Origin of the sequence: Streptomyces sp. NPDC048419 (assembly GCF_043200415.1) — a bacterium.
GTDB lineage: Bacteria > Actinomycetota > Actinomycetes > Streptomycetales > Streptomycetaceae > Streptomyces.
Map to the genome: position 1 here is coordinate 198,222 of NZ_JBICXT010000002.1, position 23,365 is coordinate 221,586.

The following is a 23,365-nucleotide window of genomic DNA, read 5'->3' on the forward strand; positions in this document are numbered from 1 at the left end:
GGAGCCGGTGCGGCTTCCTCATCTGCCTTCAACGCTACGGTGACGAAGGGGGCAAAGCGTCGCTCTACGGTGCGATCCCTACCCTGGGAAACGTCGGGGTCCGACCCTGAGCCGCTTCCTCCTGGCGGACGGCCGCGTGATCCCTCCGCTCCGACCTGCGGCGGAGCCAGGAGCGGGCCGCGGGGACGACGGCGAGGTGCGCGACGGCCACGCCCATGGTGTTCAGCAGCAGCGAGTCGACGTCCGGGACCCGCCCCGGCACGCCCGTCTGCAGCAGCAGGATGCCCAGCGAGACCAGGGCGCCCGCGGCGACCGTACGGACGAAGGAGGCGAACGGGGAGGCGTCGAGCCTGCCGTGCGCCATCGGCAGCAGCACCCCGAGCGGCGCGAGGAGGGCGAGGCCCTCGGCGATACAGCGGGCCGCCACCGGTCCGCCCAGCGCGAGATCGGCCCGGATGCCGGCGAACGGGCGCAGATTGGGCGGCATCACCCAGGGCACGTCCAGCGGACGCAGCGTGAGCCAGGCGACGAACGCGAGGTGTGCGACGAGGAGGACACCCCCGGTCACACGGATGCGGATCGCGGCGCTGCCGCCGATGGAGCCTTGACGCTGCACGCCCCCCTAGACGCGGTCACCGGCAGGATCGGTTCCGGGTCGCCCCCAGGTACCTGTGTGAGGCTTGCGCCACACGCCCCCGTCGGGCCACGTTCACCTCCGGAGACGCTGCGGGCGGTGCCGGGCCCCTGCGGCCCTCCCGCGCCGGGTCAGCCGCCCGTGACCCCGCTCGACGGCGGCTGCGTGGTGCCCGGGCGGGAGCGGACCTCGTCGGTGCACTCGTAGCGGCGCAGCGGCTCGCGGCCGGGGCCGCCGAGGATGACCGAGCCGTCGCCCTGGGCCGCCGCCGAGTCGGAGAAGGTGCAGACGACCTGGGCGAGGGCGAAGGACGTGAGGTCGCCGGGCGGGGTGCTGAGGCGGAGTGTGTCCTCGGGGTCGCCGGCGCGCGGGCCGCCCACGGTCATGCCGCCGCGCACGTCCGTGGTGTACCCGGCCTCCTTCTCGGAGGCCGAGGGCGTGGCCGCGAGCTGGTCCAGCAGCCCCTGCGCCACCAGCACCCGCCGCTGCGAGTCCGCGGTGTCCGGCACCCGTACCGTCCGGTCCACTGCGACCAGCGACGAGCCGCACAGCAGGAACACCTGCACCGGCAGCCCGCGCGAGGCCTGCGCCGCGACCTCCGGCTCGGGGAGCGAGCACTGCACCTTCGAGGGCGCCGCCCCGAAGTCCGTGGGCACCTCGGTGGACCGGATGCCGCACCCGGCGAGCAGCGCGGCCATGCCGACGAAAAAGGGGACCGTCAGCAGGCGTCGTACGGTCATGAGGCGTCCCCGTTCTTCCCCGAGTCCTTCTCGGACTCCTCCGCGAGCTCCGACGCGTCGCGCGGCAGCCGCAGCGTGAACACCGCACCCCCCTCGGGCGAGTTCGCGGCGGTGATCTCGCCGCCGTGGATGTGGGCGTTCTCCATCGCGATGGACAGGCCCAGGCCGCTGCCTTCGGAGCGCGGCCGGGAGGCGCTCGCCTTGTAGAAGCGGTCGAAGACGTGCGGCAGGACGTCCTCGGGGATGCCGGGGCCGTGGTCCCGTACCGCGATGACGATCTCGTCGTCCGTCGCCCGCACCGCGACCCGCACCGGGGAGCCGCCGTGCTTGAGGGCGTTGCCGATCAGGTTCGCCAGGATCACGTCCAGGCGGCGCGGGTCGAGCCGGGCGTGGGCGCCGCGTTCGAAGTCCAGGTCCACCGCGTCCAGCCAGGCGCGCGCGTCGATGCAGGCGGTGATCTGGTCCGCGATGTCCACGTCGTCGAGGACCAGCCGGGCGGTGCCCGCGTCGAAGCGGGTGACCTCCATCAGGTTCTCGACGAGGTCGTTGAGCCGGCGGGTCTCGCTGACGACGAGCCGTACGGCGGGCTCGATCATCGGGTCCATCGACCCCGACTCCGCCTCCAGCTCCTCCTCCAGGATCTCGGTCACGGCGGTGATCGCGGTGAGCGGCGTACGGAGTTCATGGCTCATGTCCGCGACGAAGCGCCGCGACGCGTCGTCGCGCGTGGCCATGTCGTCGACCCGTTTCTCCAGCGCCTCGGCCGCGTGGTTGAACGTCCGTGACAGATCGGCTAGTTCGTCCGTCCCGGACACCCGGAGCCGGGTGTCCAGCTTGCCCTCGCCGAGCCGCCGGGCGGCCACTCCCAGCCGCTGCACGGGCTTCAGCACCGTCGAGGCGGCGGCCTGTGCGAGCAGCGCGGAGCCGATCAGCGCGAGGCCGGTGGCGATCCCGAGCGACCAGGCGAGAGAGTTGAGGTCCTTGGCCTCCGGCTCCAGCGACTTGAGCATGTAGCCCGTCGACCCGCCGTCGATCACCCGTGTTCCGGCCACCAGGTACGGCGTGCCGTGGTCGACGACGCGCTGCCAGTACAGGTGGTACGCGTACTTGTTGCCGGAGTCGACCGGCTGCCTCTTGTTCACGGCCGCCCGCAGCGACGCGGGCACGTCCTGGAGCGAGAAGCCGTCGAGTCCGCCCGAACTGCCGTACACGGTGCGGCCGTCGGAGTCCTTGGCGACGAGCAGCACGCTGAAGCGCTGGCTGGTGTTCGCCATCTGCCCGGCGGTGTGCTGCAGTTCGTCCTGGGTGGGGTGCGGGGGCAGGGTGCCCGCACGGGTCTGCATCGCCTGCCGGAAGTCGCCGAGCACCGCGTCCTGGGTGCGGGTGAGCACGGCCTCGCGGTTGAGCCAGTACGCGATGCCCGACGCGGACACGGCCGCGGTGAGCGCCACCAGCCCGAACACGACGACCAGGCGCAGCCGGAGACTGGTGAACCGCAGTCGCGACAGGTGTCCCTTGCGCGTCGCGGCCCAGCCGCGAACCCCCCCTTGCGCTGGTGTCACTGAGGGGTGTCCAGCCGGTAGCCCACACCACGCACGGTACGGATCAGCGTCGGGGACGACGGGACGTCCTCGACCTTGGCGCGCAGCCGCTGGACACAGGCGTCCACCAGGCGGGAGTCGCCGAGGTAGTCGTGCTCCCACACCAGCCGCAGCAACTGCTGCCGGGACAGGGCCTGTCCGGGCCGCCGGCTCAGTTCGAGGAGCAGCCTGAGCTCGGTCGGGGTGAGCTGGAGGTCCTCGCCGTTCTTGGTCACGGTCATGGCCGCGCGGTCGATGACCAGCGAGCCGAAGGTCGCCGAGTCGTTCGCCTCCCGCTCGCCGCGCCGCAGCACGGCCCGGATGCGGGCGTCGAGCACCCGCCCCTGGACGGGTTTGACGACATAGTCGTCGGCGCCGGACTCCAGGCCCACCACCACGTCGATGTCATCGCTGCGCGCGGTCAGCAGGATGATCGGCAGCTGGTCGGTGCGCCGGATGCGCCGGCACACCTCGAACCCGTCGATGCCGGGCAGCATCACGTCCAGCACGATCAGGTCCGGCCGTTGCTCGCGCAGGAGCTTCAGACCGTCCTCACCGGTGGCAGCGGTGGCAACCCGGTGTCCCTGGCGCGTAAGAGACAGCTCCAGGGCCGTACGGATGGCGTCGTCGTCCTCGATCAGCAACAGGGAAGGCACGACGCTCATTCTGGCCCATGGCAGGCCACGGTTTCGACTCCTGTACGGGTACGTGCACGTACCGCTCCTCTCTGTGACCGGGCTGTGCTCCTTGTACGAGGGACCCCTGTGACAGGTCTGTGACAGTCGGCTGACACGGCGATGAAGGTGCCCGGGCAAGCTTTTCGGCACAGGCAAGGAAGGACCGCCTGAGAAGACCGAACACCGGAAAGTCCACGACGGGGGGCGCGAGATGAACACGCTGCACGGCACCAGCATCAGCGCAGTGATCACGCGCCTGCACGACGTGAACGGGGGCCGGGGTTCAGAAAAGTCCGGTGCCGTGAGCGGGCGGGGGTGCGCTCGCGGCGCCGGGCGTCAGCACACCGGGTACATGTCGGTGGTTGACATCACGGGGGAGACCCACGGGGGAAGCGCGTACAGGGAGGACACGGGGGAACGTCGCTCGCTGTCGGAGGCGGAGTTCACCGCCTACGTCCAGGAGCGCCGCGCCTCCCTGTACGCAACCGCCTACCACCTGACCGGTGACCGCTTCGAGGCCGAGGACCTGCTGCAGAGCGCGCTGTTCTCGACGTACAAGGCATGGGACCGGATCAGCGACAAGGCGGCGGTCGGCGGATACCTCCGCCGCACGATGACCAATCTGCACATCAGCGCGTGGCGCCGCCGCAAGCTGAACGAGTACCCGACCGAGGAACTGCCGGAGACGCCCGGCGACACGGACGCGATGCGCGGCACCGAACTGCGCGCCGTCCTGTGGCAGGCGCTCGCCCGGCTGCCCGAACTCCAGCGCACGATGCTGGTCCTGCGCTACTACGAGGGCCGCACCGACCCGGAGATCGCGGACATCCTCGACATCAGTGTCGGCACGGTGAAGTCCAGCATCTGGCGGTCGCTCCGCCGGCTGCGCGAGGACGAGGTCCTCAGCTTCGGCCGTGACGAGGAGGACGCCTTCGGGGAGCTCGTCGCCTGAGGGTTCGGGGGAAGCAGGTAACGGGGGAAGCACGGGGGAACGGTCGCCGGGGGGACCCACGGGGGAAACGGGGGTCACGGGGGATCGGTAACCCGGGGGGAAGCACCACGGGGGAACGGGGGAGAGCGGGGCTGGAGGGCCGGGGGGTCCGTCCAGTCCCGCTTTTCGCATGTGCGCAGGTTTCGTATGTGTGCCGACGGGCGGCCGGGGCGCCCGCGTTCAGCTCGTGGGCGCCGCCGCCGGACGCCGGCCCACCGCGACGGCGGCCAGCCGGCCCAGGGCTTCGTCCCGGTCGCAGGCGTGCGCGCCGAGGGCGGTCTGCCGGGCGATGATCGAGCGCTCCTCGCGCATCAGGCGCCAGCCGCGGCGGACCAGGAACGGGACCGACTTGCGGCCCTCCCTGAGGTCGCGCAGGAAGCGGCGGCGGAAGGTGCGCACCGCACCGCGGTTCAGGCACAGGGCGTCGGCCAGCAGCCCCAACTCCCGGCAGCGCCCGACGATCTCGGCCGCGAAGATGCCCTCCGCGATGAACACCGGGGTCCGCCCGACGTCGACGGTCTCCTCGCCGGTGCGGGCGGACAGGGAGAGGTCGTAGACGGGGATGTTCGTACGGCCCGTGCGGCACAGCTCCGCGATCGCGGCGACGGCCGTGTCCGTGTCCCAGGAGTCCGGGTGGTCCCAGTCGATGTCACCGCTGCCCGCCACCAGGGGCAGCGTCGGGTCCGCGCCCTCCTTGTAGAAGTCGTCGAGACGCAGCACGGGGAGGCCGGAGCGGGCGGCGACGAGGGACTTGCCCGAGCCCGAGGGGCCGCAGAGCAGCACGACGCGGGCGGGCGAGGAGGGATGGATGCTCACGGGACACCAGTTTGACGTATCGCGTACGCCCTGCCGACCCCGCGGGTCGGCTTTTGAGCACACATCACACGTCAACTACCCTTCGTGTCGAACCGATTACTCGACGCATCCGAAGGTGGCCCCCGCCATGGCACGACACTCGTCCCCCCTCAACTCCACCGCCGCGCGCGCCCTGATCGCCGTGGCCGCCGCGGCGGCCGCCCTGGGCGCGGGTGCGGCGACGGCGTCCGCGGCCTCCGCCGCGCCCGAGGCCGGTCCGGTGAAGGACATCGGGGGCGACGTCACGATCCTCAGGGGTGCCGCCGGCGACCCGCACGGCAACGGCATCGACATCCCGCTCTCCCAGCTGACCGGCCCGGTCACGCAGACCGGCCCGGTCGGCGCCGTCCCGGCGCTGGAGGGCGTCGCGGGACTGCTGGGCGGCGGCGCGAGCGGCCTGTCCTGACGGCGGCCGAGTCGCAGCCGCGCACATGAGAGAGCCGCGTCTTCCCCGGACGGAGGGAGGACGCGGCTCTCGGTTCTGCGGAACGGGCGGGCTCAGTACGACGAGCCGGACGCGCCCAGCGCACCCGTCGGGTGCCAGACGGTCTTCGTCTCCAGGAACGCCGTCATGCGGTCGATGCCCGGCTCCGCCGACCAGTCGACCTCATCCACAGGCTGTGGACGGAGAACCCGCTTGAGGTTGTCCGCCGCCGCGATCTCCAGCTCCTTCGCCAGGACGTCGTCGCCGCCGGCGCCGGCGAGGTCGATCGCGTTGACGTCCTGGTGCGCGGCCAGCGGCGTCGCGATCTCCGCCGTACGGCCGGACAGGACGTTGACGACGCCGCCGGGGAGGTCGGAGGTGGCCAGCACCTCGCCCAGCGACAGGGCGGGCAGCGGGGACTTCTCGCTCGCGATCACGATCGCCGTGTTGCCGGTCGCGATCACCGGGGCGATCACCGAGACCAGGCCCAGGAAGGGCGACTCCTGGGGCGCGAGGACCACGACCACGCCCGTCGGCTCCGGCGAGGAGAGGTTGAAGAACGGGCCCGCGACCGGGTTGCCGCCGCCGACGACCTGCGCGATCTTGTCGGTCCAGCCCGCGTACCAGACCCAGCGGTCGATCGCGGCGTCCACCTCGGCGGCGGCCTTCGTCTTCGACAGGCCCTGCGCGTCGGCCACTTCGCGCACGAACTGCTCGCGACGGCCCTCCAGCATCTCCGCGATGCGGTAGAGGATCTGGCCGCGGTTGTACGCCGTCGCGCCGGACCACGCGCCGACCGCCTTGCGCGCGGCGACCACCGCGTCACGGGCGTCCTTGCGGGACGAAAGGGGCGCGTTCGCCAGCCAGTTGCCCTTCTTGTCCGTCACCTCGTACACCCGGCCGCTCTCGGAACGCGGGAACTTCCCGCCCACGTACAGCTTGTAGGTCTTGAAGACAGAAAGTCGCTCGACTGCACTCATTTATCGCTCGCCCTCCGGGCTCGACGGGGCGAGGTACGCCTCCAGGCCGTGGCGGCCGCCCTCGCGGCCGAAGCCCGACTCCTTGTACCCGCCGAACGGCGAGGTCGGGTCGAACTTGTTGAACGTGTTGGACCAGACGACGCCCGCACGGAGCTTGTTCGCGACCGCGAGGATGCGCGAGCCCTTCTCCGTCCAGATGCCCGCCGACAGGCCGTAAGGGGTGTTGTTGGCCTTGGCGACGGCCTCGTCGGGGGTGCGGAAGGTCAGCACCGACAGCACCGGGCCGAAGATCTCGTCGCGGGCGACGGTGTGCGCCTGGGTGACGTTCGTGAACAGCGTCGGGGCGAACCAGTAGCCGCTCTCCGGGAGTTCGCAGGCCGGGGACCAGCGCTCGGCGCCCTCCGCCTCACCCCGCTCGACGAGCGTGGTGATGCGGGAGAGCTGCTCCTCGGAGTTGATCGCGCCGATGTCCGTGTTCTTGTCCAGCGGGTCGCCGAGCCGGAGCGTCGACAGCCGCCGCTTGAGGGAGTCCAGGAGTTCGTCCTGGATCGACTCCTGGACCAGCAGCCGGCTGCCCGCGCAGCAGACCTGGCCCTGGTTGAAGAAGATGCCGTTGACGATCCCCTCCACCGCCTGGTCGATCGGGGCGTCGTCGAAGACGATGTTGGCGCCCTTGCCGCCCAGTTCCAGCGTGAGCTTCTTGCGGCTGCCCGCGACCGTCCGCGCGATCTCCTTGCCGACGGCCGTGGAGCCGGTGAAGGCGACCTTGTTCACGTCCGGGTGCGCGACGACCGCGGCGCCCGCGTCGCCGTATCCCGGAAGGATGTTGACGACGCCCTTGGGCAGACCGGCCTGCCGGCAGATGTCCGCGAAGAAGAGGGCGGAGAGCGGGGTGGTCTCGGCGGGCTTCAGGACGACCGTGTTGCCCGTGGCCAGCGCGGGGGCGATCTTCCAGGCCAGCATCAGCAGCGGGAAGTTCCAGGGGATGACCTGGCCCGCGACGCCGAGCGGCCGCGGGTCCGCGCCGAAGCCCGCGTGGCCGAGCTTGTCGGCCCAGCCCGCGTAGTAGAAGAAGTGGGCGGCGACCAGCGGCAGGTCCGCGTCGCGCGTCTCCCTGATCGGCTTGCCGTTGTCCAGCGTCTCCAGGACGGCCAGCTCACGGCTGCGCTCCTGGATGATCCGGGCGATGCGGAACAGGTACTTGGCGCGCTCGGAGCCCGGCAGCGCCGACCACTTCTCGAACGCCTTGCGCGCGGCCTTCACCGCACGGTCGACGTCCGCCTCGCCCGCCTGGGCGACCTCGGAGAGGACCTCCTCGGTGGACGGGCTGACCGTCTTGAAGACCTTGCCGTCGGCCGCCTCCACGAACTCGCCGTCGATGAACAGGCCGTAGGAAGGGGCGATGTCGACGACCGAGCGGGACTCGGGCGCCGGTGCGTACTCGAATACGGAAGCCATGGTGATCAGTCCACCGTCACGTAGTCAGGGCCGGAGTAGCGGCCGGTGGCCAGCTTCTGACGCTGCATCAGCAGGTCGTTCAGGAGCGAGGAGGCGCCGAAGCGGAACCAGTGGTTGTCCAGCCAGTCCTCGCCTGCGGTCTCGTTGACCAGCACCAGGAACTTGATGGCGTCCTTGGACGTACGGATCCCGCCGGCCGGCTTCACCCCGACCTGGACGCCGGTCTGGGCGCGGAAGTCGCGCACCGCCTCCAGCATCAGCAGGGTGTTCGCCGGCGTCGCGTTCACCGCGACCTTGCCGGTGGACGTCTTGATGAAGTCGGCGCCCGCCAGCATGCCGAGCCAGCTCGCGCGGCGGATGTTGTCGTACGTCGACAGCTCGCCCGTCTCGAAGATGACCTTCAGGCGGGCCGAGGTCCCGCAGGTCTCCTTCACCGCGGTGATCTCGTCGTACACCTTGATGTAGTCGCCCGCGAGGAAGGCCCCGCGGTCGATGACCATGTCGATCTCGTCGGCGCCCGCGGCGACGGCCTCGCGCACGTCCGCCAGCTTCACGGCGAGCGGGGCGCGGCCCGCGGGGAAGGCGGTGGCGACCGAGGCGACCTTCACGGTCGAGCCGGCCACGGCCTCCTTTGCGACGGGCACCATGTCGGGATAGACGCAGACGGCCGCGGTCGGCGGAGCCGTGCGGTCCGTCGGGTCGGGCCGGACCGCCTTGGCGCCGAGCGCCCGGACCTTGCCCGGGGTGTCCGCGCCTTCCAGCGTCGTCAGGTCGACCATCGAGATGGCGAGGTCGATGGCGTACGCCTTCGCGGTGGTCTTGATGGAACGGGTGCCGAGCGAGGCGGCGCGCGCCTCCAGGCCGACCGCGTCGACGCCGGGCAGCCCGTGCAGGAAGCGGCGCAGCGTCCGGTCGGACGTGGTGACGTCCGTCAGTGCGTGAGCTGCGGAGGGTGCATTAGTGGGCATGGTCACCAGACGAGCATATCTACGCGCGTAGCGGCTGTACAGCCCGGGAACTGGATCGCCTGCGAGGGCCGGGGCCCTGCAACGCCCTCCAGGGGCGCGGGGAACTGCGTGACCAGCCATTCACGACCCGTACCCGCCGACGGACAACGGGCCCCACGGCGCCCGAGCGACCCGTCTACGGCACAATCGCAGGCATGACGACCCCCGACCCCCAGCCATCGACCCCGGCACCGCAGCAGAGGGACCGCGCCTACCGTTCCCCCATGGGCATCGCCGGAGGCGTCCTGCTGCTGGCCATCGTGGCCTGGCTCGGCATCGACGCGATCGTCTCCGGACGCGACCGCACACCCTGGCTGGCGCTCGCCGCGATGATCTTCCTCGTCCCGCTGATCGCTGCCTTCACGCTGCGCCCCGCGGTGTTCGCCGGCGAGGAGCGGCTGCGCATCCGCAACCCCTTCCGGCTCGTCACGGTGCCCTGGGGCGAGGTCGTCTCGCTGCGCTCCGGCTACTCCAACGAGGTCGTCGCGAAGTCCGGCCGCAAGTACCAGCTGTGGGCCGTCCCCGTCTCGCTGCGGGCCCGGAAGAAGGCGGCGGCGCGCGACGCCAAGGTGAACTCGCAGCGCGCCGCCGAGGCGAGCGGCCGGGGCGGGCGCCGCGGCGGCGGTATGGGCGGCGGCTTCGGACTCGGCGGCCTCTCCCGCGGCGCCCCCGACGTCTCCGACGGACCGGCCCGCGCCGAGTCCGACAAGGTCATGGACGACCTGCGCGAACTCCTGGAGACCAAGGGGGAGTCGGAGGCGGCACAGGGCGAGGTGACGGTCCGCTGGGCGTACGAGATCGCGGTACCGACACTGGCCGGTGCGGTACTGCTGGCGATCCTGGTGGCGATGGGCTGAGCGAGGCGCTTCGCGGTACGGCGAACGGGGTGCCCGGACCGGGCACCCCGTTCGCCGTGTGAAGCTGCCGGCCGTTCTTCGCGTACGCCTCAGATGCCGGCCGCCGTCGACAGGTCCCGCTTGATCGCCGTGAGGCGGTCGGTCGCGGTGGTGCGGGCCGTCGGGAGGTCGGCGTGGGTGGGGACCGGGACCACGACCTCCAGGTAGCACTTCAGCTTGGGTTCCGTGCCGCTGGGGCGGACGACCACGCGGGCGCCGTCGAGCGTGTAGCGCAGGCCGTCGGTGGGCGGGAGCGTGTCCGTGCCCTGGGTGAGGTCCTCGGCCCGGGTGACGGTCAGGCCCGCGAGCTCGGTCGGCGGCTGCTCGCGCAGGCGGCGCATCGCGTCGGTGATGACCGAGAGGTCCTCGACGCGGACCGAGAGCTGGTCGGTGGCGTGCAGACCGTGCTCCACCGCGAGGTCGTCGAGCAGGTCGGGCAGCGTACGGCCCTGCTCCTTGAGCTCGGAGGCCAGTTCGGTGATGAGCAGGGCGGCGGTGATGCCGTCCTTGTCGCGTACGCCGTCGGGGTCGACGCAGTAGCCGAGGGCCTCCTCGTAGCCGAAGCGCAGGCCCTCGACGCGGGCGATCCACTTGAAGCCGGTGAGGGTCTCCTCGTACGGCAGCCCCGCCTTCTCGGCGATGCGGCCGAGGAGGGAGGACGAGACGATCGACTCCGCGAACGTGCCCCGGGCGCCGCGCCGGACGAGGTGGGCGGCGAGCAGGGCGCCGACCTCGTCACCGCGCAGCATGCGCCAGTCGCCGCCGTCCTTGACGGCCACGGCGCAGCGGTCGGCGTCGGGGTCGTTGGCGACGATCAGGTCCGGGTCGGTCTCGCGGGCCCTGGCGAACGCGAGGTCCATGGCGCCCGGCTCCTCCGGGTTGGGGAAGGCGACCGTGGGGAAGTCCGGGTCCGGCTCGGCCTGTTCGGCGACGAGGACCGGCTCCGGGAAGCCGGCCCGGGCGAAGGCGGCGAGGAGGGTGTCCTTGCCGACGCCGTGCATCGCCGTGTAGACGGTGCGGGCGGTGCGCGGGGAACCGGCGGCGAGCACGGCGTCCGTGCGGGCGAGGTAGGCGTCGAGGACCGAGTCGCCGAGGGTCTGCCAGCCGGCGTCCGGGCGCGGTACGTCCGCCAGGGCGGCGATCGCGTCGATCTCGGCGGCGATCTCCGCGTCGGCGGGCGGCACGATCTGCGAGCCGTCGCCGAGATAGACCTTGTAGCCGTTGTCGCGCGGCGGGTTGTGGCTGGCGGTGACCTCCACGCCGGCGACCGCGCCGAGGTGCCGTATGGCGTACGCCAGGACCGGGGTCGGCAGCGGGCGGGGGAGCACGGCGGCGCGGAGCCCCGCGCCCGTCATGACCGCCGCGGTGTCGCGGGCGAAGTCGGCGGACTTGTGGCGGGCGTCGTAGCCGATGACGACGAGGCCGCCGCGCCGGCCTTCGGCGTTGAGGTACGCGGCGAGACCGGCGGCCGCCCGGATGACGACCGCGCGGTTCATGCGCATGGGACCGGCGCCGAGCTCACCGCGCAGACCCGCGGTGCCGAACTGGAGCGTGCCGCCGAACCGTTCGGCGAGTTCGGTGACGTCCCCGGCCTCGATGAGCTTGGCGAGCTCGTCGCGGGTCTCCGCGTCGGGATCCTCGGCGAGCCATGCGTCGGCGCGGGCGAGCAGTTCCTCGTGCACGTCGGGGTCAGCCTCTCGTGTTCGTCAAAACCAGCCCCCTGGGGGGTGCCCCCTCCGGGGGGAGTCTGAGGAATGGGGGTCCAAGGAGCGGAGCCCCCTGGTGCGTCGCCTACAGCCGGCCGAGCACCTGGGCCAGCAGAGAACCCATCCGCGTGGCCGAGTCACGGCCCGCCTGCAGAACCTCCTCGTGGTTCAGCGGCTCGCCGGTCATCCCTGCGGCGAGGTTCGTCACGAGGGAAATACCCAGCACCTCCGCGCCGGCCTCACGCGCCGCGATGGCTTCCAGCACCGTCGACATGCCCACCAGGTCGGCCCCGATCACCCGGGCCATGCGGATCTCGGCCGGCGTCTCGTAGTGCGGGCCGGGGAACTGGGCGTAGACGCCCTCCTCCAGCGTGGCGTCGATCTCCTTGCACAGGGCGCGCAGGCGCGGGGAGTACAGGTCGGTCAGATCGACGAAGTTGGCGCCGACGATCGGGGAGGTCGCCGTCAGGTTGATGTGGTCGCTGATCAGCACCGGCTGGCCGGGGCGCATGCCCTCGCGCAGGCCGCCGCAGCCGTTGGTCAGGACCACGGTCTTGCAGCCGGCGGCGACGGCGGTGCGGACGCCGTGCGCGACGGCGGCGACGCCGCGGCCCTCGTAGTAGTGCGTCCGGCCCAGGAAGACCAGCGCGCGCTTGTCGCCGAACAGGTAGGAGCGGATCTTGCCGCCGTGTCCCTCCACCGCCGGGGGCGGGAACCCGGGCAGCTCGGTGACCTGGAGCTCGGCCTCGGGTGCGCCGAGGGCGTCCACGGCAGGCGCCCAGCCGGAGCCCATCACGAGGGCGACGTCGTGGGTCTCGGCGCCGGTCAGTTCGCGCAGGCGCGCGGCGGCGGCGTCGGCGGCGCCGTGCGGGTCGCCCTGGATGTCGTCCGGAAGAAGAGATGCGTTCACGCGCACGAGAGTAGCCGGTCTGGGCCTACGCGCGTAGATGACAGAGCTCACGGGATGGCGATCGTTGTCTTGTCGTTTCCAACGAAAGCCGTGCCGCGACGGGGCCTCTGCGGCTCATGTGACCTGGCTGTGCGCCGGCTGTGCCCGGCCGCGGCGGCGGGCCGTGATCAGCAGGGGCGTTTCCGCAGCTCCATCACGTAGTCGTGCGGAGCCCCCGCGGACTCCGCCGCGTCGGCGATCTCGCCCAGATAGCGCGCCGCCGGCAGACCGCCCTCGTAGCCGTCGAGGACGTACGTCCAGGCGGGCTCCTCGCCCTCCAGCGTGTGCACCCGCGTCCGCATCCGGCGGTAGATGCCGAGCCCGACGCCCTCCCACCGGTCCATGGCCTCCTCGTCGGGCGGCGCGATGTCGTACAGCGCGACGAAGACCTGGCAGAAGGGGTCCTCGACGATCGTCGCCAGGGCGCCCTCCCAGCCCATGTGCTCGCCCCCGAACGTCAGCCGCCACCCGTTCAGCCAGCCGGTGGCGCGCAGCGGCGAGTGGGGAGCGCGACGGGACATCAGCCGCGCATCGAGGTTTCCGGCATACGCGGCGTAGAGCGACATGCGTCGAGAGTACGGCAGCGGACACACGCGTCCCGCCGGTACCGCGGGCCCCTTGCCAACCCATTGCCCCGCACCGGCGGAACCCGTGGCCCGCGCCCCCCGGGCAGAAGCACCTTGAAGAGTGCGGGACAATGGGGTACGTGACTCGGATCGTGATCATCGGTGGCGGACCCGGCGGATACGAGGCGGCCCTGGTGGCCGCCCAGCTCGGCGCGGAGGTGACCGTCGTCGACTGCGACGGTCTGGGCGGAGCGTCGGTGCTGACCGACTGCGTGCCGTCGAAGACCCTTATCGCCACGGCAGAGGTGATGACCACCTTCGACTCGTCGTACGAAGAGCTCGGCATCATCGTCGCCGACGACACCCCGCCGCTGGAGCAGGCCGCGCGGGTCGTCGGCGTGGACCTCGGCAAGGTCAACCGGCGGGTGAAGCGGCTCGCCCTCGCCCAGTCGCACGACATCACCGCCTCGGTCACGCGCGCGGGCGCCCGGGTCATGCGCGGCCGGGGCCGCCTCGAGGGCATGCAGGCCCTGGACGGCTCCCGCAAGGTCGTCGTCGCGGCCGCCGACGGCACCGAGGAGACCCTCACCGCCGACGCCGTCCTGATCGCCACCGGCGGTCACCCGCGCGAGGTGCCCGACGCCCTGCCCGACGGCGAGCGCATCCTCAACTGGACGCAGGTCTACGACCTGAACGAGCTCCCCGAGGAGCTCATCGTGGTCGGCTCCGGTGTCACCGGTGCCGAGTTCGCCGGCGCCTACCAGGCCCTCGGCTCGAAGGTCACCCTCGTCTCCTCCCGCGACCGCGTGCTGCCCGGTGAGGACCCGGACGCCGCCGCCGTCCTGGAGGACGTCTTCCGCCGCCGCGGCATGAACGTCATGGCGCGTTCCCGTGCCGCCGCCGCCAAGCGGGTCGGCGACCGTGTCGAGGTCACCCTGTCCGACGGCCGCGTCATCACCGGCACGCACTGCCTGATGGCGGTCGGCGCCATCCCGAACAGCCAGGGCATGGGCCTGGAGGAGGCCGGCGTCAGGCTGCGCGACTCCGGGCACATCTGGACCGACAAGGTCTCCCGCACCACCGCCCCGGGCGTCTACGCCGCGGGCGACGTGACCGGCGTCTTCGCGCTGGCGTCCGTCGCCGCCATGCAGGGACGTATCGCCATGTACCACTTCCTGGGCGACGCGGTGGCCCCGCTGAACCTGAAGACGGTCTCCTCCAACGTCTTCACCGACCCCGAGATCGCGACCGTCGGCTACACGCAGGCGGACGTCGACGGGGGCAAGATCGACGCCCGGGTCGTCAAGCTGCCCCTGCTGCGCAACCCGCGCGCCAAGATGCAGGGCATCCGCGACGGCTTCGTGAAGCTGTTCTGCCGGCCGGGCACGGGGATCGTGGTCGGCGGTGTGGTCGTCTCACCGCGCGCCTCGGAACTGATCCATCCGATCTCGATCGCCGTCGACAACAATCTGACGGTCGAACAGATCGCGAACGCGTTCACCGTGTATCCGTCCCTTTCGGGGTCGATCGCGGAGGTCGCGCGCCAGCTCCACACGCGCAAGACGAGCGGGGAGATCTAGGCTCTGTCCAGCGGCCGGATCCGACTCCCCGCTGGTCACAGGGAGTTGTCGAGCATGCGTGCGGCATAGGCGGGGTGGGTAGGCCCTATACCACTTCTCGGTCTTCAGTGTGAACAACTTCTGTTATTCGGCGCAAACTGCTGAAACCAGACGGTCGTTGGGGTTACTGTCAGTTTCGTGTTCGCTGCAGAACGTCGCCAATTGATCCTCGAAATGGTGCGAGCGAACGGGGCCGTGTCGCTCCGTGAGCTCGCCCGCGTCGTCCAGACCTCCGAAGTGACCGTACGGCGGGACGTGCGCGCACTGGAGGCAGAAGGACTCCTCGACCGCCGGCACGGCGGTGCGGTACTGCCGGGCGGGTTCACGCGGGAGTCCGGCTTTCCGCAGAAGTCACATCTCGCGACCGCCGAGAAGACCGCCATCGCGGACCTCGCCGCCAACTTCGTGGAAGAGGGCGAGGCCATCGTGGTCGGGGCGGGCACCACCACCCAGGAGCTGGCCCGCCGGCTCGCCCGGGTGCCCGGGCTCACCGTCGTCACCAACTCCCTGCTGGTCGCCCAGGCGTTGGCCCATGCCAACCGCGTGGAGGTCGTGATGACCGGCGGCACCCTGCGCGGTTCCAACTACGCGCTCGTGGGCAGCGGAGCCGAGCAGTCCCTGCAGGGGCTGCGGGTCTCGCGGGCCTTCCTCTCCGGAAGCGGGCTCACCGCCGAGCGCGGGCTGTCCACCTCCAACATGCTCTCGGCGTCCGTCGACCGGGCACTGGTGCAGGCGGCGGCCGAAGTCGTCGTCCTCGCCGATCACACCAAGCTCGGTACGGACACCATGTTCCAGACCGTGCCCACGGACGTGATCACCCGGCTGGTGACGGACGAGCCGCCGGCGCACGACGACCGTGCGTCGACCGAACTGCAGGCCCTTGCCGATCAAGGTGTGCAGATCGCGGTGGCCGGTGCGTCCGGGAACTCGGGCGGTGATTCGGTCCCCCCGCGCCAGCCGCGCCGCGACGTAGCCCTGCCGGGACCTCGGCGCGGGCCGTCCGGGCTCAGGACGGCGACGGTGCTCGGTGAGACTTCGGCGGGGGCGGAGCAGCGGGCCCGGGTTGCGGATATGCGGCGGCGTTAGGGGTTCGCGCCTCAGCGCCGTGGGGGCCTGCGTTCGTGGGCGGGTGCCAGTTGGTCGTGGCTTGTCGCGCAGTTCCCCGCGCCCCTTGGGGCGTTGCGGCTAGGCGGCTTTCAAACCCTGCAAGGTCAAGGTCAGCAAGCGGTCTGCCAAGGCCGGGTCTGCCGGGGATTCCTCCGCTGCCAGTGCGATCGCATGGGTCAGTTGGAGGAGGTCGCCGATGGTGACGTCCGGGCGGATCCTTCCCGCTTCCTGGGCGCGGCGCAGCAGGGCGTCGCCCGCCTCGTGGATCGGGTCGCTGCATCGGGACAGGGCCGACGTGGTGTCGGAGGAGACCGACAGCAGGGCCCGCGCCAGGCCGCGGTACTCGCTCGCGTGCGTGACCGTCTCGCGGAGCCAGGTCACCAGGGCCGTGCAGGGCTCGGGGGCGCCGAGCAGTTCCCGGGAGCGGGTGAGCAGGTCGCCGACCGCGTCCTCGAAGACGGCGCTCAACAGGGCGTGCCGGTTGGGGAAGTGGCGGTAGAGGGTGCCGATGCCGACGCCCGCGCGGCGGGCCACGTCCTCCAGGGACGCGTCCGTGCCATGGGCGGCGAAGGCGGAGCGGGCCTCGGCGAGCAGCCGCTCGTAGTTGCGGCGGGCGTCGGCCCGCATGGCCCGCGGCATCACGGGTGTCACCGTGGCACCGCCGCGCGCGGAGGTCTCCGCCGACGTCGTGTCCACCAAGCCTCCCGCCCGTCTTCGTCTGCGCCCCCTTCTGCCTCAAGGATGCCATCGCCTCGGGGGACGGGGGAGGAGAACGAGGCGCCCGGCGGACCGATGCTCAAGTCCGCCGGGCGCCTCGTGAACGCTCCGGTCGTCAGTCCTTGATCTCGCAGATCGCGGCGCCGGAGGTGAGGGAGGCGCCGATCTCGGCGGACAGGCCCTTGATGGTGCCGGACTTGTGCGCGTTGAGCGGCTGCTCCATCTTCATGGCCTCCAGGACGACGACGAGGTCGCCCTCCTTGACCTCCTGGCCCTCCTCGACGGCGACCTTGACGATCGTGCCCTGCATGGGCGAGGCGAGGGTGTCGCCGGAGGCGAGGGGGCCGGACTTCTTGGCCGCACGCCGCTTGGGGCGGGCACCGGCCGCGAGGCCCGTGCGAGCCAGGGACATGCCCAGCGAGGACGGCAGGGAGACCTCAAGGCGCTTGCCGCCGACCTCGACGACGACCGTCTCGCGGCCCGGCTCCTCGTCCGTCTCCGCGTCGGCGGGGGCGGTGAAGGGCTTGATCTCGTTGACGAACTGGGTCTCGATCCAGCGGGTGTGGACCGTGAACGGGTCGGCGCTGCCGGTCAGTTCGGGGGCGAACGCCGGGTCCTTGACCACCGCGCGGTGGAACGGGATGGCCGTGGCCATGCCCTCGACCTGGAACTCCTCCAGGGCGCGGGCCGCGCGCTGCAGGGCCTGGGCGCGGGTGGCACCGGTGACGATCAGCTTGGCCAGCAGGGAGTCCCAGGCCGGGCCGATGACGCTGCCGGACTCGACGCCGGCGTCCAGGCGCACGCCCGGACCGGACGGCGGCGCGAACAGGGTGACCGTGCCGGGGGCGGGCAGGAAGTTGCGGCCCGGGTCCTCGCCGTTGATGCGGAACTCGAAGGAGTGGCCGCGCAGTTCGGGGTCGCCGTAACCGAGTTCCTCGCCGTCGGCGATGCGGAACATCTCCCGCACCAGGTCGATGCCGGCGACCTCCTCGGTGACCGGGTGCTCCACCTGCAGACGGGTGTTGACCTCCAGGAAGGAGATCGTGCCGTCGTTGCCGACGAGGAACTCCACGGTGCCGGCACCGACGTAGCCGGCCTCCTTGAGGATGGCCTTGGAGGCGGAGTACAGCTGCGCGACCTGCTCGTCCGACAGGAACGGCGCCGGCGCCTCCTCGACCAGCTTCTGGTGGCGGCGCTGCAGCGAGCAGTCACGGGTGGAGACGACGACCACGTTGCCGTGGCTGTCGGCCAGGCACTGGGTCTCCACGTGGCGGGGCTTGTCGAGGTAGCGCTCGACGAAGCACTCGCCCCGGCCGAAGGCGGCGACCGCCTCGCGGACGGCCGACTCGTAGAGCTCCGGCACCTCTTCGAGGGTGCGGGCGACCTTCAGGCCGCGTCCGCCGCCGCCGAAGGCGGCCTTGATGGCGATGGGCAGGCCGTTCTCCTGGGCGAAGGCGACGACCTCCTCGGCACCGGACACCGGGTCGGGCGTACCGGCCACCAGCGGGGCGCCGGCCCGCTGGGCGATGTGCCGGGCGGCCACCTTGTCACCGAGATCGCGGATGGCCTGCGGCGGCGGGCCGATCCAGGTCAGCCCGGCGTCGAGGACGGCCTGGGCGAACTCCGCGTTCTCCGACAGGAACCCGTAGCCGGGGTGGACGGCGTCGGCTCCGGCCTCGCGGGCGGCGCCCAGGACTTTCTCGATGTCCAGGTAGCTGCTCGCCGGGGTGTCACCGCCCAGGGCGAACGCTTCGTCCGCGGCGCGGACGTGCAGAGCGTCGCGGTCCGGGTCCGCGTAGACGGCCACGCTCGCGATCCCGGCATCCCGGCAGGCCCGGGCCACGCGGACAGCGATTTCGCCACGGTTGGCGATGAGCACCTTGCGCACGATTGAGGCTCCCTCCTTGAAACAAGCCGAGTTTAGGGACTGGCTACACGCCACTACGACCCGTCCCCAATGGTGAGCTTGCCCACACGGAGCGTGATACGAGGCTCGCTCGACCCTCGAAAGCCCTTGTCGCGCCGCGGCACGCAGGACTCCTTCGAGAAACCCTAGCTCTCCCATGTGGTCAAGGTCTCTGTGAGAGCGTGCTGCGGGCCACTCGGTTTCTTTGTGGAGTCCCTACGAATGGCCCAACGAATCTTTGCCCTCCGCAGAACCCTTGTCCCGGGGTTTACCCGTTAGTAGCGTTCACGATGTCCGAGACGTACTTGGGGTAACAGCAGCCGCGCCCGGCCTGATTCGGGCACGGCGGTCGAAAGTGGGTGGGGAACCGGTGGTACGCAGACCGGTGGCATGGGTCGTGGCGATCGTGCTCTTCGTGGAGGCGTTCGGTGTCGCCGCGCTCAACTGGTTCCTCGGGGTCGTCGTCGACCGTCAGGACATGTCCCTGGCCGGACTCGACTCCGACATGATGGCGAACTCCTCGAAGATCGGCGGGATCGTCTTCGGGCTCTACTTCGCCCTGTGCGGCCTGGTGGCGCTGCTCGTCGCCCTGCGGGACCGCCCGCCGGCCGGCTTCGGGCGCATCCTGCTGATCAGCGCGGCCGTGGTGCACGCGCTGCTCGGGGCGTTCGCCTGGGGCCTGGTGGGCTGGAGCGCGTTCCTGTTCATGGTGGTCGTGCTGGGGCTCATCGTGCTGCTGCTGATGACCTACGACAGCCCGGCGGAGCCGACGGACGCGGTCCCGCCCGCGGCACCCCCGGAGAACGACGGCGGCAAGGACGGCGCGGGTTCGCCCGTCACTTCTCCGCCGGCGCCCACAACTCCGTGATGCCGACGCCCAGTTGGGCGAGGAGCCGGCGGAGCAGGGGCAGGCTGATGCCGATGACGTTGCCGTGGTCGCCGTCGATGCCCTCGATGAACGGCGCGCTGCGGCCGTCGAGCGTGAACGCCCCCGCGACGTAGAGGGGTTCGCCCGAGGCGACGTAGGCGGCGACCTCCTCGTCGGTGGGCTCGCCGAAGCGGACCACGGTGGAGGCGGTGGCGGAGGTGTACCGGCCGCTGACGGTGTCGTAGACGCAGTGGCCGGTCTGGAGCGTGCCCGCGCGTCCGCGCATCGACTTCCACCTGGCCGTCGCCTCCTCGGCGTCGGCCGGCTTTCCCAGCGCCGCGCCGTCCAGGTCGAGGACGGAGTCGCAGCCGATGACCAGGGCGCCGTGCGCGTCCGGCCTGGCCGCGACCACGGAGGCCTTGGCCTCGGCGAGTGCGAGGGCGAGTTCGGCGGGGGTGGGGGCGCTCACGGCGTCCTCGTCGACGCCGCTGACGATGACCTCCGGTTCGAGGCCGGCCTGGCGCAGCAGATTCAGCCGGGCGGGCGACTGGGAGGCGAGGATGAGGCGGCGGCGGGGCACGTCTGTCATGCGCTCAGGGTAGTCGCGCCGGATCGCGCCGCGGGCTCGGCGGGGGCTACCTCAGGCCGATCACGATCATCGCCAGGATCATGGCCAGGGCCATGAGAAGGCCGAGCCGCCGCATCTTGTCCTGCATGTCGCGCAGTTCCTTGGGCGGCTCGTTCTCGGGGTCTGACCACAGCATGTTTCCAGCGTGCGGCGGGCCTTCGCCGGGCGCCTGAGTACGGGTACTCAAGTTGACGCCCGGCGTTGCACCGATGTGCGCGGTTCCCCGCGCCCCTGGGGGGCTTCGGTTACCCCGGCCAGAAGGTGCGCGCCCAGGAGGTGGGGCTCGGTTGGGGCAGGCGGTGGGTGGCGATGCGGGACGGGTCGGACCACGTGTCGCGGTCCCGGGTCGCGCCGGGCGGGACGAAGGCCTGTGCCGCGGCGCGGGCGCGGACCACCGCCAGGGCGGCGGCGAGCTCCTCCGCGGTCGGGTTGCCCCGTACGACCTTGATGTTCATGACGGCTCCCTGCCGGACTAGAGGGGGATGTTGCCGTGCTTCTTGGGCGGCAGCGACTCGCGCTTGGTGCGCAGCTGGCGCAGGCCGCGGACGAGGTGGGCGCGGGTGTCGGACGGCATGATCACCGCGTCGACGTAGCCGCGCTCGGCCGCGATGTAGGGGTTGAGGAGGGCGTCCTCGTACTCCTGGATCAGCCGGGCCCGGGTCGCCTCCAGGTCGCCTGCGGCATCCGCCTCGGCGATGGTGCGGCGGTGCAGGATGTTGACCGCGCCCTGGGCGCCCATGACGGCGATCTGGGCGGTCGGCCAGGCGAGGTTGAGGTCTGCTCCCAGGTGCTTGGAGCCCATGACGTCGTAGGCGCCGCCGAACGCCTTGCGGGTGATGACCGTGATCAGCGGGACGGTGGCCTCGGCGTAGGCGTAGATCAGCTTGGCGCCGCGGCGGATGATGCCGTCGTGCTCCTGGTCGACGCCGGGCAGGAAGCCGGGGACGTCGACGAAGGTGATGACGGGGATGTTGAAGGCGTCGCAGGTGCGCACGAAGCGCGCGCCCTTCTCGGAGGCCTTGATGTCCAGGCAGCCGGCGTACTGCATCGGCTGGTTGGCGACGACGCCCACCGGGTGGCCCTCGACGCGACCGAAGCCGGTGAGGATGTTCGGCGCGAACAGCGGCTGGGTCTCGAAGAACTCGGCGTCGTCGAGGATGTGCTCGATGACGGTGTGCATGTCGTAGGGCTGGTTCGCGCTGTCGGGCACGAGGGTGTCCAGCTCGAGGTCCTCACCGGTGACGGCGAGGTCGGCCTCCTCGGGGTAGACCGGGGCCTCGGAGAGGTTGTTGGACGGCAGGTACGACAGCAGCTGCTTGACGTACTCGATGGCGTCCTTCTCGTCGCCGGCCATGTGATGGGCCACGCCGGAGGTGGAGTTGTGGGTGCGGGCGCCGCCCAGCTCCTCGAAGCCGACGTCCTCGCCGGTGACCGTCTTGATGACGTCCGGGCCGGTGATGAACATGTGCGAGGTCTGGTCGACCATCACCGTGAAGTCGGTGATCGCGGGGGAGTAGACCGCGCCGCCCGCGCACGGGCCGACGACCAGGCTGATCTGCGGGATGACGCCGGAGGCGTGGGTGTTGCGGCGGAAGATCTCGCCGTACGCGCCGAGCGAGGCCACGCCCTCCTGGATACGGGCGCCGCCGGAGTCGTTGATGCCGATGACCGGGCAGCCGGTCTTCAGCGCGAAGTCCATGACCTTGACGATCTTCTGGCCGTAGACCTCGCCCAGCGCGCCGCCGAAGACGGTGAAGTCCTGCGAGAAGACGGCGACCGGGCGGCCGTCGACCGTGCCGTAGCCGGTCACGACGCCGTCGCCGTAGGGGCGGTTGTTCTCCAGGCCGAAGTTGGTGGAGCGGTGCCGGGCGAACTCGTCGAGCTCCACGAACGAGCCCTCGTCGAGCAGCAGCTCGATCCGCTCACGGGCCGTCAACTTGCCCTTGGAGTGCTGCTTCTCGACGGCGCGTGCGGAGCCGGCGTGCGTCGCTTCCTCGATACGGCGCTGGAGATCCGCGAGTTTGCCCGCGGTGGTGTGGATGTCGATCCCTGGGATCTCTTGACGCTCTTCCGGCTCGGACATCGGGATGCGGCTCCCTGCCTGCTCAAAAGGGGGGACGGTTACTCATCCGTAGAGTAGTGGGGGGCCTACGAATCAGCAGTGCGGCGTTTCACACACCTAGGGTGGCTTGCATGACGCCGCGAGATGCTTCAGACGACAGCCGCTGGTCCGATCTGGACCGGCCTCCCCTCAACGCCAACGCGCTGCACCGCGGTCTGGTGCAGGAGGGCGGGCTGTGGCGTGACGTGGAGGTGGTGCCGAGCACCGGCTCCACCAACTCGGACCTGGTCGCCCTGGCCGCGGCGGGCAAGGCGGCCGAGGGCTCGGTCCTGATCGCCGAGGAGCAGACCTCCGGGCGGGGCCGCCTGGACCGGCAGTGGACGGCGCCGGCCCGCTCGGGACTGTTCTTCTCCGTTCTTCTGCAGCCGGGCGAGGTGCCGGTCGCCCGCTGGGGCTGGCTCCCCCTGCTCACCGGGGTCGCCGTGGCGACGGGGCTGTCCCGCTCCGCGGGCGTGGACACGGCACTCAAGTGGCCCAACGACCTGCTGGTCTCCATCGGCGGCGAGGAGCGCAAGGCCGGCGGCATCCTCGCCGAGCGGGCCGGGGACGGCGGAGTGGTCGTCGGGGTCGGCATCAACGTCACCCTGCGGGAGGCGGAACTGCCGGTCCCGCAGGCGGGTTCGCTGGTGCTGGCCGGCGCGGTCAGCACCGACCGCGACCCCCTGCTGAGGGCGGTGCTGCGCTCCCTGGCCGAGTGGTACGGGCGGTGGCGCGAGGCCGGCGGCGACCCGGTGGCCTGCGGACTGCAGGAGACGTATGCGGCGGGCTGCGCGACCCTGGGACGGGTGGTACGGGCGGAGCTGCCGGGGGACCGGGCGATCACCGGTGAGGCGGTGGCGATCGACGGTGACGGCCGACTGGTGATCGCCACGGAGAACGGGGTACAGGAGCCCGTCGGGGCGGGCGACATCGTGCACCTGAGGCCCGCCTAGCAG

24 protein-coding genes are annotated in these 23,365 nt (G+C 71.5%); 7 read left to right on the forward strand and 17 right to left on the reverse strand.

Going from position 1 to position 23,365, the window contains the following annotated elements; all coding sequences use genetic code 11:
- Positions 1-64 precede the first annotated feature (64 nt).
- The 4 genes from ACGFYN_RS04850 to afsQ1 all read right to left on the reverse strand — a co-directional run bounded on the left by ACGFYN_RS04850 (position 65) and on the right by afsQ1 (position 3,610).
- Positions 65-616, reverse strand: coding sequence for a VanZ family protein (locus ACGFYN_RS04850; RefSeq protein WP_393864321.1), 552 nt, complete (start codon positions 614-616; stop codon positions 65-67).
- Positions 617-765: 149 nt separating this feature from the next.
- Positions 766-1,374, reverse strand: coding sequence for a hypothetical protein (locus ACGFYN_RS04855; RefSeq protein WP_393864322.1), 609 nt, complete (start codon positions 1,372-1,374; stop codon positions 766-768).
- On the reverse strand, positions 1,371-2,936 hold the full coding sequence (locus ACGFYN_RS04860; protein ID WP_393864323.1) for an ATP-binding protein: 1,566 nt from the start codon (positions 2,934-2,936) through the stop codon (positions 1,371-1,373). The genes ACGFYN_RS04855 and ACGFYN_RS04860 overlap by 4 nt, the downstream gene beginning before the upstream one ends.
- A complete protein-coding gene (gene afsQ1 / locus ACGFYN_RS04865) occupies positions 2,933-3,610 on the reverse strand; it encodes a two-component system response regulator AfsQ1 (RefSeq protein ID WP_181387337.1) in 678 nt (225 codons plus the stop codon). Before afsQ1 ends, ACGFYN_RS04860 begins: the two co-directional genes overlap by 4 nt.
- A gap of 232 nt (positions 3,611-3,842) precedes the next feature.
- Here afsQ1 and ACGFYN_RS04870 point away from each other — a divergent pair, with 232 nt between their 5' ends.
- Entirely contained in the window at positions 3,843-4,583 is a 741-nt protein-coding gene (locus tag ACGFYN_RS04870; RefSeq protein ID WP_393864324.1) for a SigE family RNA polymerase sigma factor, read from the forward strand.
- 219 nt (positions 4,584-4,802) lie between these two features.
- Here the strand turns inward: ACGFYN_RS04870 and ACGFYN_RS04875 are convergent, their stop codons facing one another.
- Positions 4,803-5,438, reverse strand: a complete 636-nt coding sequence (locus tag ACGFYN_RS04875) for a uridine kinase (protein ID WP_393864325.1) — start codon at positions 5,436-5,438, stop codon at positions 4,803-4,805.
- A gap of 127 nt (positions 5,439-5,565) precedes the next feature.
- Here ACGFYN_RS04875 and ACGFYN_RS04880 point away from each other — a divergent pair, with 127 nt between their 5' ends.
- Positions 5,566-5,883 carry a hypothetical protein gene (locus ACGFYN_RS04880; RefSeq protein ID WP_393864326.1) on the forward strand — a complete coding sequence of 106 codons (318 nt, stop codon included), beginning with the start codon at positions 5,566-5,568 and terminating at the stop codon, positions 5,881-5,883.
- A gap of 92 nt (positions 5,884-5,975) precedes the next feature.
- Here ACGFYN_RS04880 and ACGFYN_RS04885 read toward each other — a convergent pair whose 3' ends face one another.
- Genes ACGFYN_RS04885 through deoC form a run of 3 tightly spaced genes read right to left on the reverse strand, consistent with a single transcriptional unit; the run spans position 5,976 to position 9,307 of the window.
- A complete protein-coding gene (locus tag ACGFYN_RS04885) occupies positions 5,976-6,881 on the reverse strand; it encodes an aldehyde dehydrogenase family protein (protein ID WP_393864327.1) in 906 nt (301 codons plus the stop codon).
- Complete coding sequence (locus ACGFYN_RS04890) at positions 6,882-8,339, reverse strand: aldehyde dehydrogenase family protein (protein ID WP_393864328.1); 1,458 nt, start codon at positions 8,337-8,339, stop codon at positions 6,882-6,884. It abuts the gene before it with no gap.
- Positions 8,340-8,344: 5 nt separating this feature from the next.
- Positions 8,345-9,307, reverse strand: a complete 963-nt coding sequence (deoC, locus tag ACGFYN_RS04895) for a deoxyribose-phosphate aldolase (protein WP_393864851.1) — start codon at positions 9,305-9,307, stop codon at positions 8,345-8,347.
- Between the two features lie 194 nt (positions 9,308-9,501).
- Here deoC and ACGFYN_RS04900 point away from each other — a divergent pair, with 194 nt between their 5' ends.
- Positions 9,502-10,203, forward strand: coding sequence for a PH domain-containing protein (locus ACGFYN_RS04900; protein ID WP_393864329.1), 702 nt, complete (start codon positions 9,502-9,504; stop codon positions 10,201-10,203).
- Positions 10,204-10,292: 89 nt separating this feature from the next.
- On the opposite strand, the gene ACGFYN_RS04905 is transcribed toward ACGFYN_RS04900, so the two are convergent.
- The 3 genes from ACGFYN_RS04905 to ACGFYN_RS04915 form a co-directional block, all read right to left on the reverse strand.
- On the reverse strand, positions 10,293-11,924 hold the full coding sequence (locus tag ACGFYN_RS04905; RefSeq protein WP_393864330.1) for a phospho-sugar mutase: 1,632 nt from the start codon (positions 11,922-11,924) through the stop codon (positions 10,293-10,295).
- A gap of 109 nt (positions 11,925-12,033) precedes the next feature.
- On the reverse strand, positions 12,034-12,858 hold the full coding sequence (locus ACGFYN_RS04910) for a purine-nucleoside phosphorylase (RefSeq protein WP_393864331.1): 825 nt from the start codon (positions 12,856-12,858) through the stop codon (positions 12,034-12,036).
- Positions 12,859-13,025: 167 nt separating this feature from the next.
- Positions 13,026-13,463 carry a gamma-glutamylcyclotransferase gene (locus ACGFYN_RS04915; RefSeq protein ID WP_393864332.1) on the reverse strand — a complete coding sequence of 146 codons (438 nt, stop codon included), beginning with the start codon at positions 13,461-13,463 and terminating at the stop codon, positions 13,026-13,028.
- Between the two features lie 131 nt (positions 13,464-13,594).
- On the opposite strand from ACGFYN_RS04915, the gene ACGFYN_RS04920 reads away from it, so the two are divergent.
- Together ACGFYN_RS04920 and ACGFYN_RS04925 are read left to right on the forward strand one after the other, a co-directional pair.
- Positions 13,595-15,043 (forward strand): NAD(P)H-quinone dehydrogenase, encoded by a 1,449-nt coding sequence (locus ACGFYN_RS04920; protein ID WP_393864333.1) that lies wholly within the window; start codon positions 13,595-13,597, stop codon positions 15,041-15,043.
- A 177-nt stretch (positions 15,044-15,220) separates the two neighbouring features.
- On the forward strand, positions 15,221-16,168 hold the full coding sequence (locus ACGFYN_RS04925) for a DeoR/GlpR family DNA-binding transcription regulator (protein WP_393864334.1): 948 nt from the start codon (positions 15,221-15,223) through the stop codon (positions 16,166-16,168).
- 99 nt (positions 16,169-16,267) lie between these two features.
- On the opposite strand, the gene ACGFYN_RS04930 is transcribed toward ACGFYN_RS04925, so the two are convergent.
- The gene (locus tag ACGFYN_RS04930) at positions 16,268-16,816 is read right to left on the reverse strand and encodes a TetR/AcrR family transcriptional regulator (protein ID WP_393864852.1); all 549 of its coding nucleotides are present in this window, start codon (positions 16,814-16,816) and stop codon (positions 16,268-16,270) included.
- Positions 16,817-17,021: 205 nt separating this feature from the next.
- Positions 17,022-18,794: a biotin carboxylase N-terminal domain-containing protein gene (locus ACGFYN_RS04935; RefSeq protein WP_393864335.1), complete on the reverse strand. Its 1,773-nt coding sequence runs from the start codon at positions 18,792-18,794 to the stop codon at positions 17,022-17,024.
- Between the two features lie 388 nt (positions 18,795-19,182).
- Here ACGFYN_RS04935 and ACGFYN_RS04940 point away from each other — a divergent pair, with 388 nt between their 5' ends.
- On the forward strand, positions 19,183-19,680 hold the full coding sequence (locus tag ACGFYN_RS04940) for a hypothetical protein (protein WP_393864336.1): 498 nt from the start codon (positions 19,183-19,185) through the stop codon (positions 19,678-19,680).
- Here the strand turns inward: ACGFYN_RS04940 and ACGFYN_RS04945 are convergent.
- From ACGFYN_RS04945 to ACGFYN_RS04960, 4 genes are all read right to left on the reverse strand, one after another.
- A complete protein-coding gene (locus ACGFYN_RS04945) occupies positions 19,649-20,269 on the reverse strand; it encodes a Maf family protein (RefSeq protein ID WP_393864337.1) in 621 nt (206 codons plus the stop codon). The genes ACGFYN_RS04940 and ACGFYN_RS04945 overlap by 32 nt on opposite strands.
- 46 nt (positions 20,270-20,315) lie before the next feature.
- Entirely contained in the window at positions 20,316-20,444 is a 129-nt protein-coding gene (gene mmpB / locus ACGFYN_RS04950; protein ID WP_393864338.1) for a morphogenic membrane protein MmpB, read from the reverse strand.
- 109 nt (positions 20,445-20,553) lie between these two features.
- A complete protein-coding gene (locus ACGFYN_RS04955; RefSeq protein WP_393864339.1) occupies positions 20,554-20,763 on the reverse strand; it encodes an acyl-CoA carboxylase epsilon subunit in 210 nt (69 codons plus the stop codon).
- Between the two features lie 17 nt (positions 20,764-20,780).
- The gene (locus tag ACGFYN_RS04960; protein ID WP_393864340.1) at positions 20,781-22,391 is read right to left on the reverse strand and encodes an acyl-CoA carboxylase subunit beta; all 1,611 of its coding nucleotides are present in this window, start codon (positions 22,389-22,391) and stop codon (positions 20,781-20,783) included.
- Between the two features lie 110 nt (positions 22,392-22,501).
- Between ACGFYN_RS04960 and ACGFYN_RS04965 the strand changes: the two genes are divergently transcribed.
- Positions 22,502-23,362 carry a biotin--[acetyl-CoA-carboxylase] ligase gene (locus tag ACGFYN_RS04965; protein ID WP_393864341.1) on the forward strand — a complete coding sequence of 287 codons (861 nt, stop codon included), beginning with the start codon at positions 22,502-22,504 and terminating at the stop codon, positions 23,360-23,362.
- Positions 23,363-23,365: the final 3 nt, after the last annotated feature.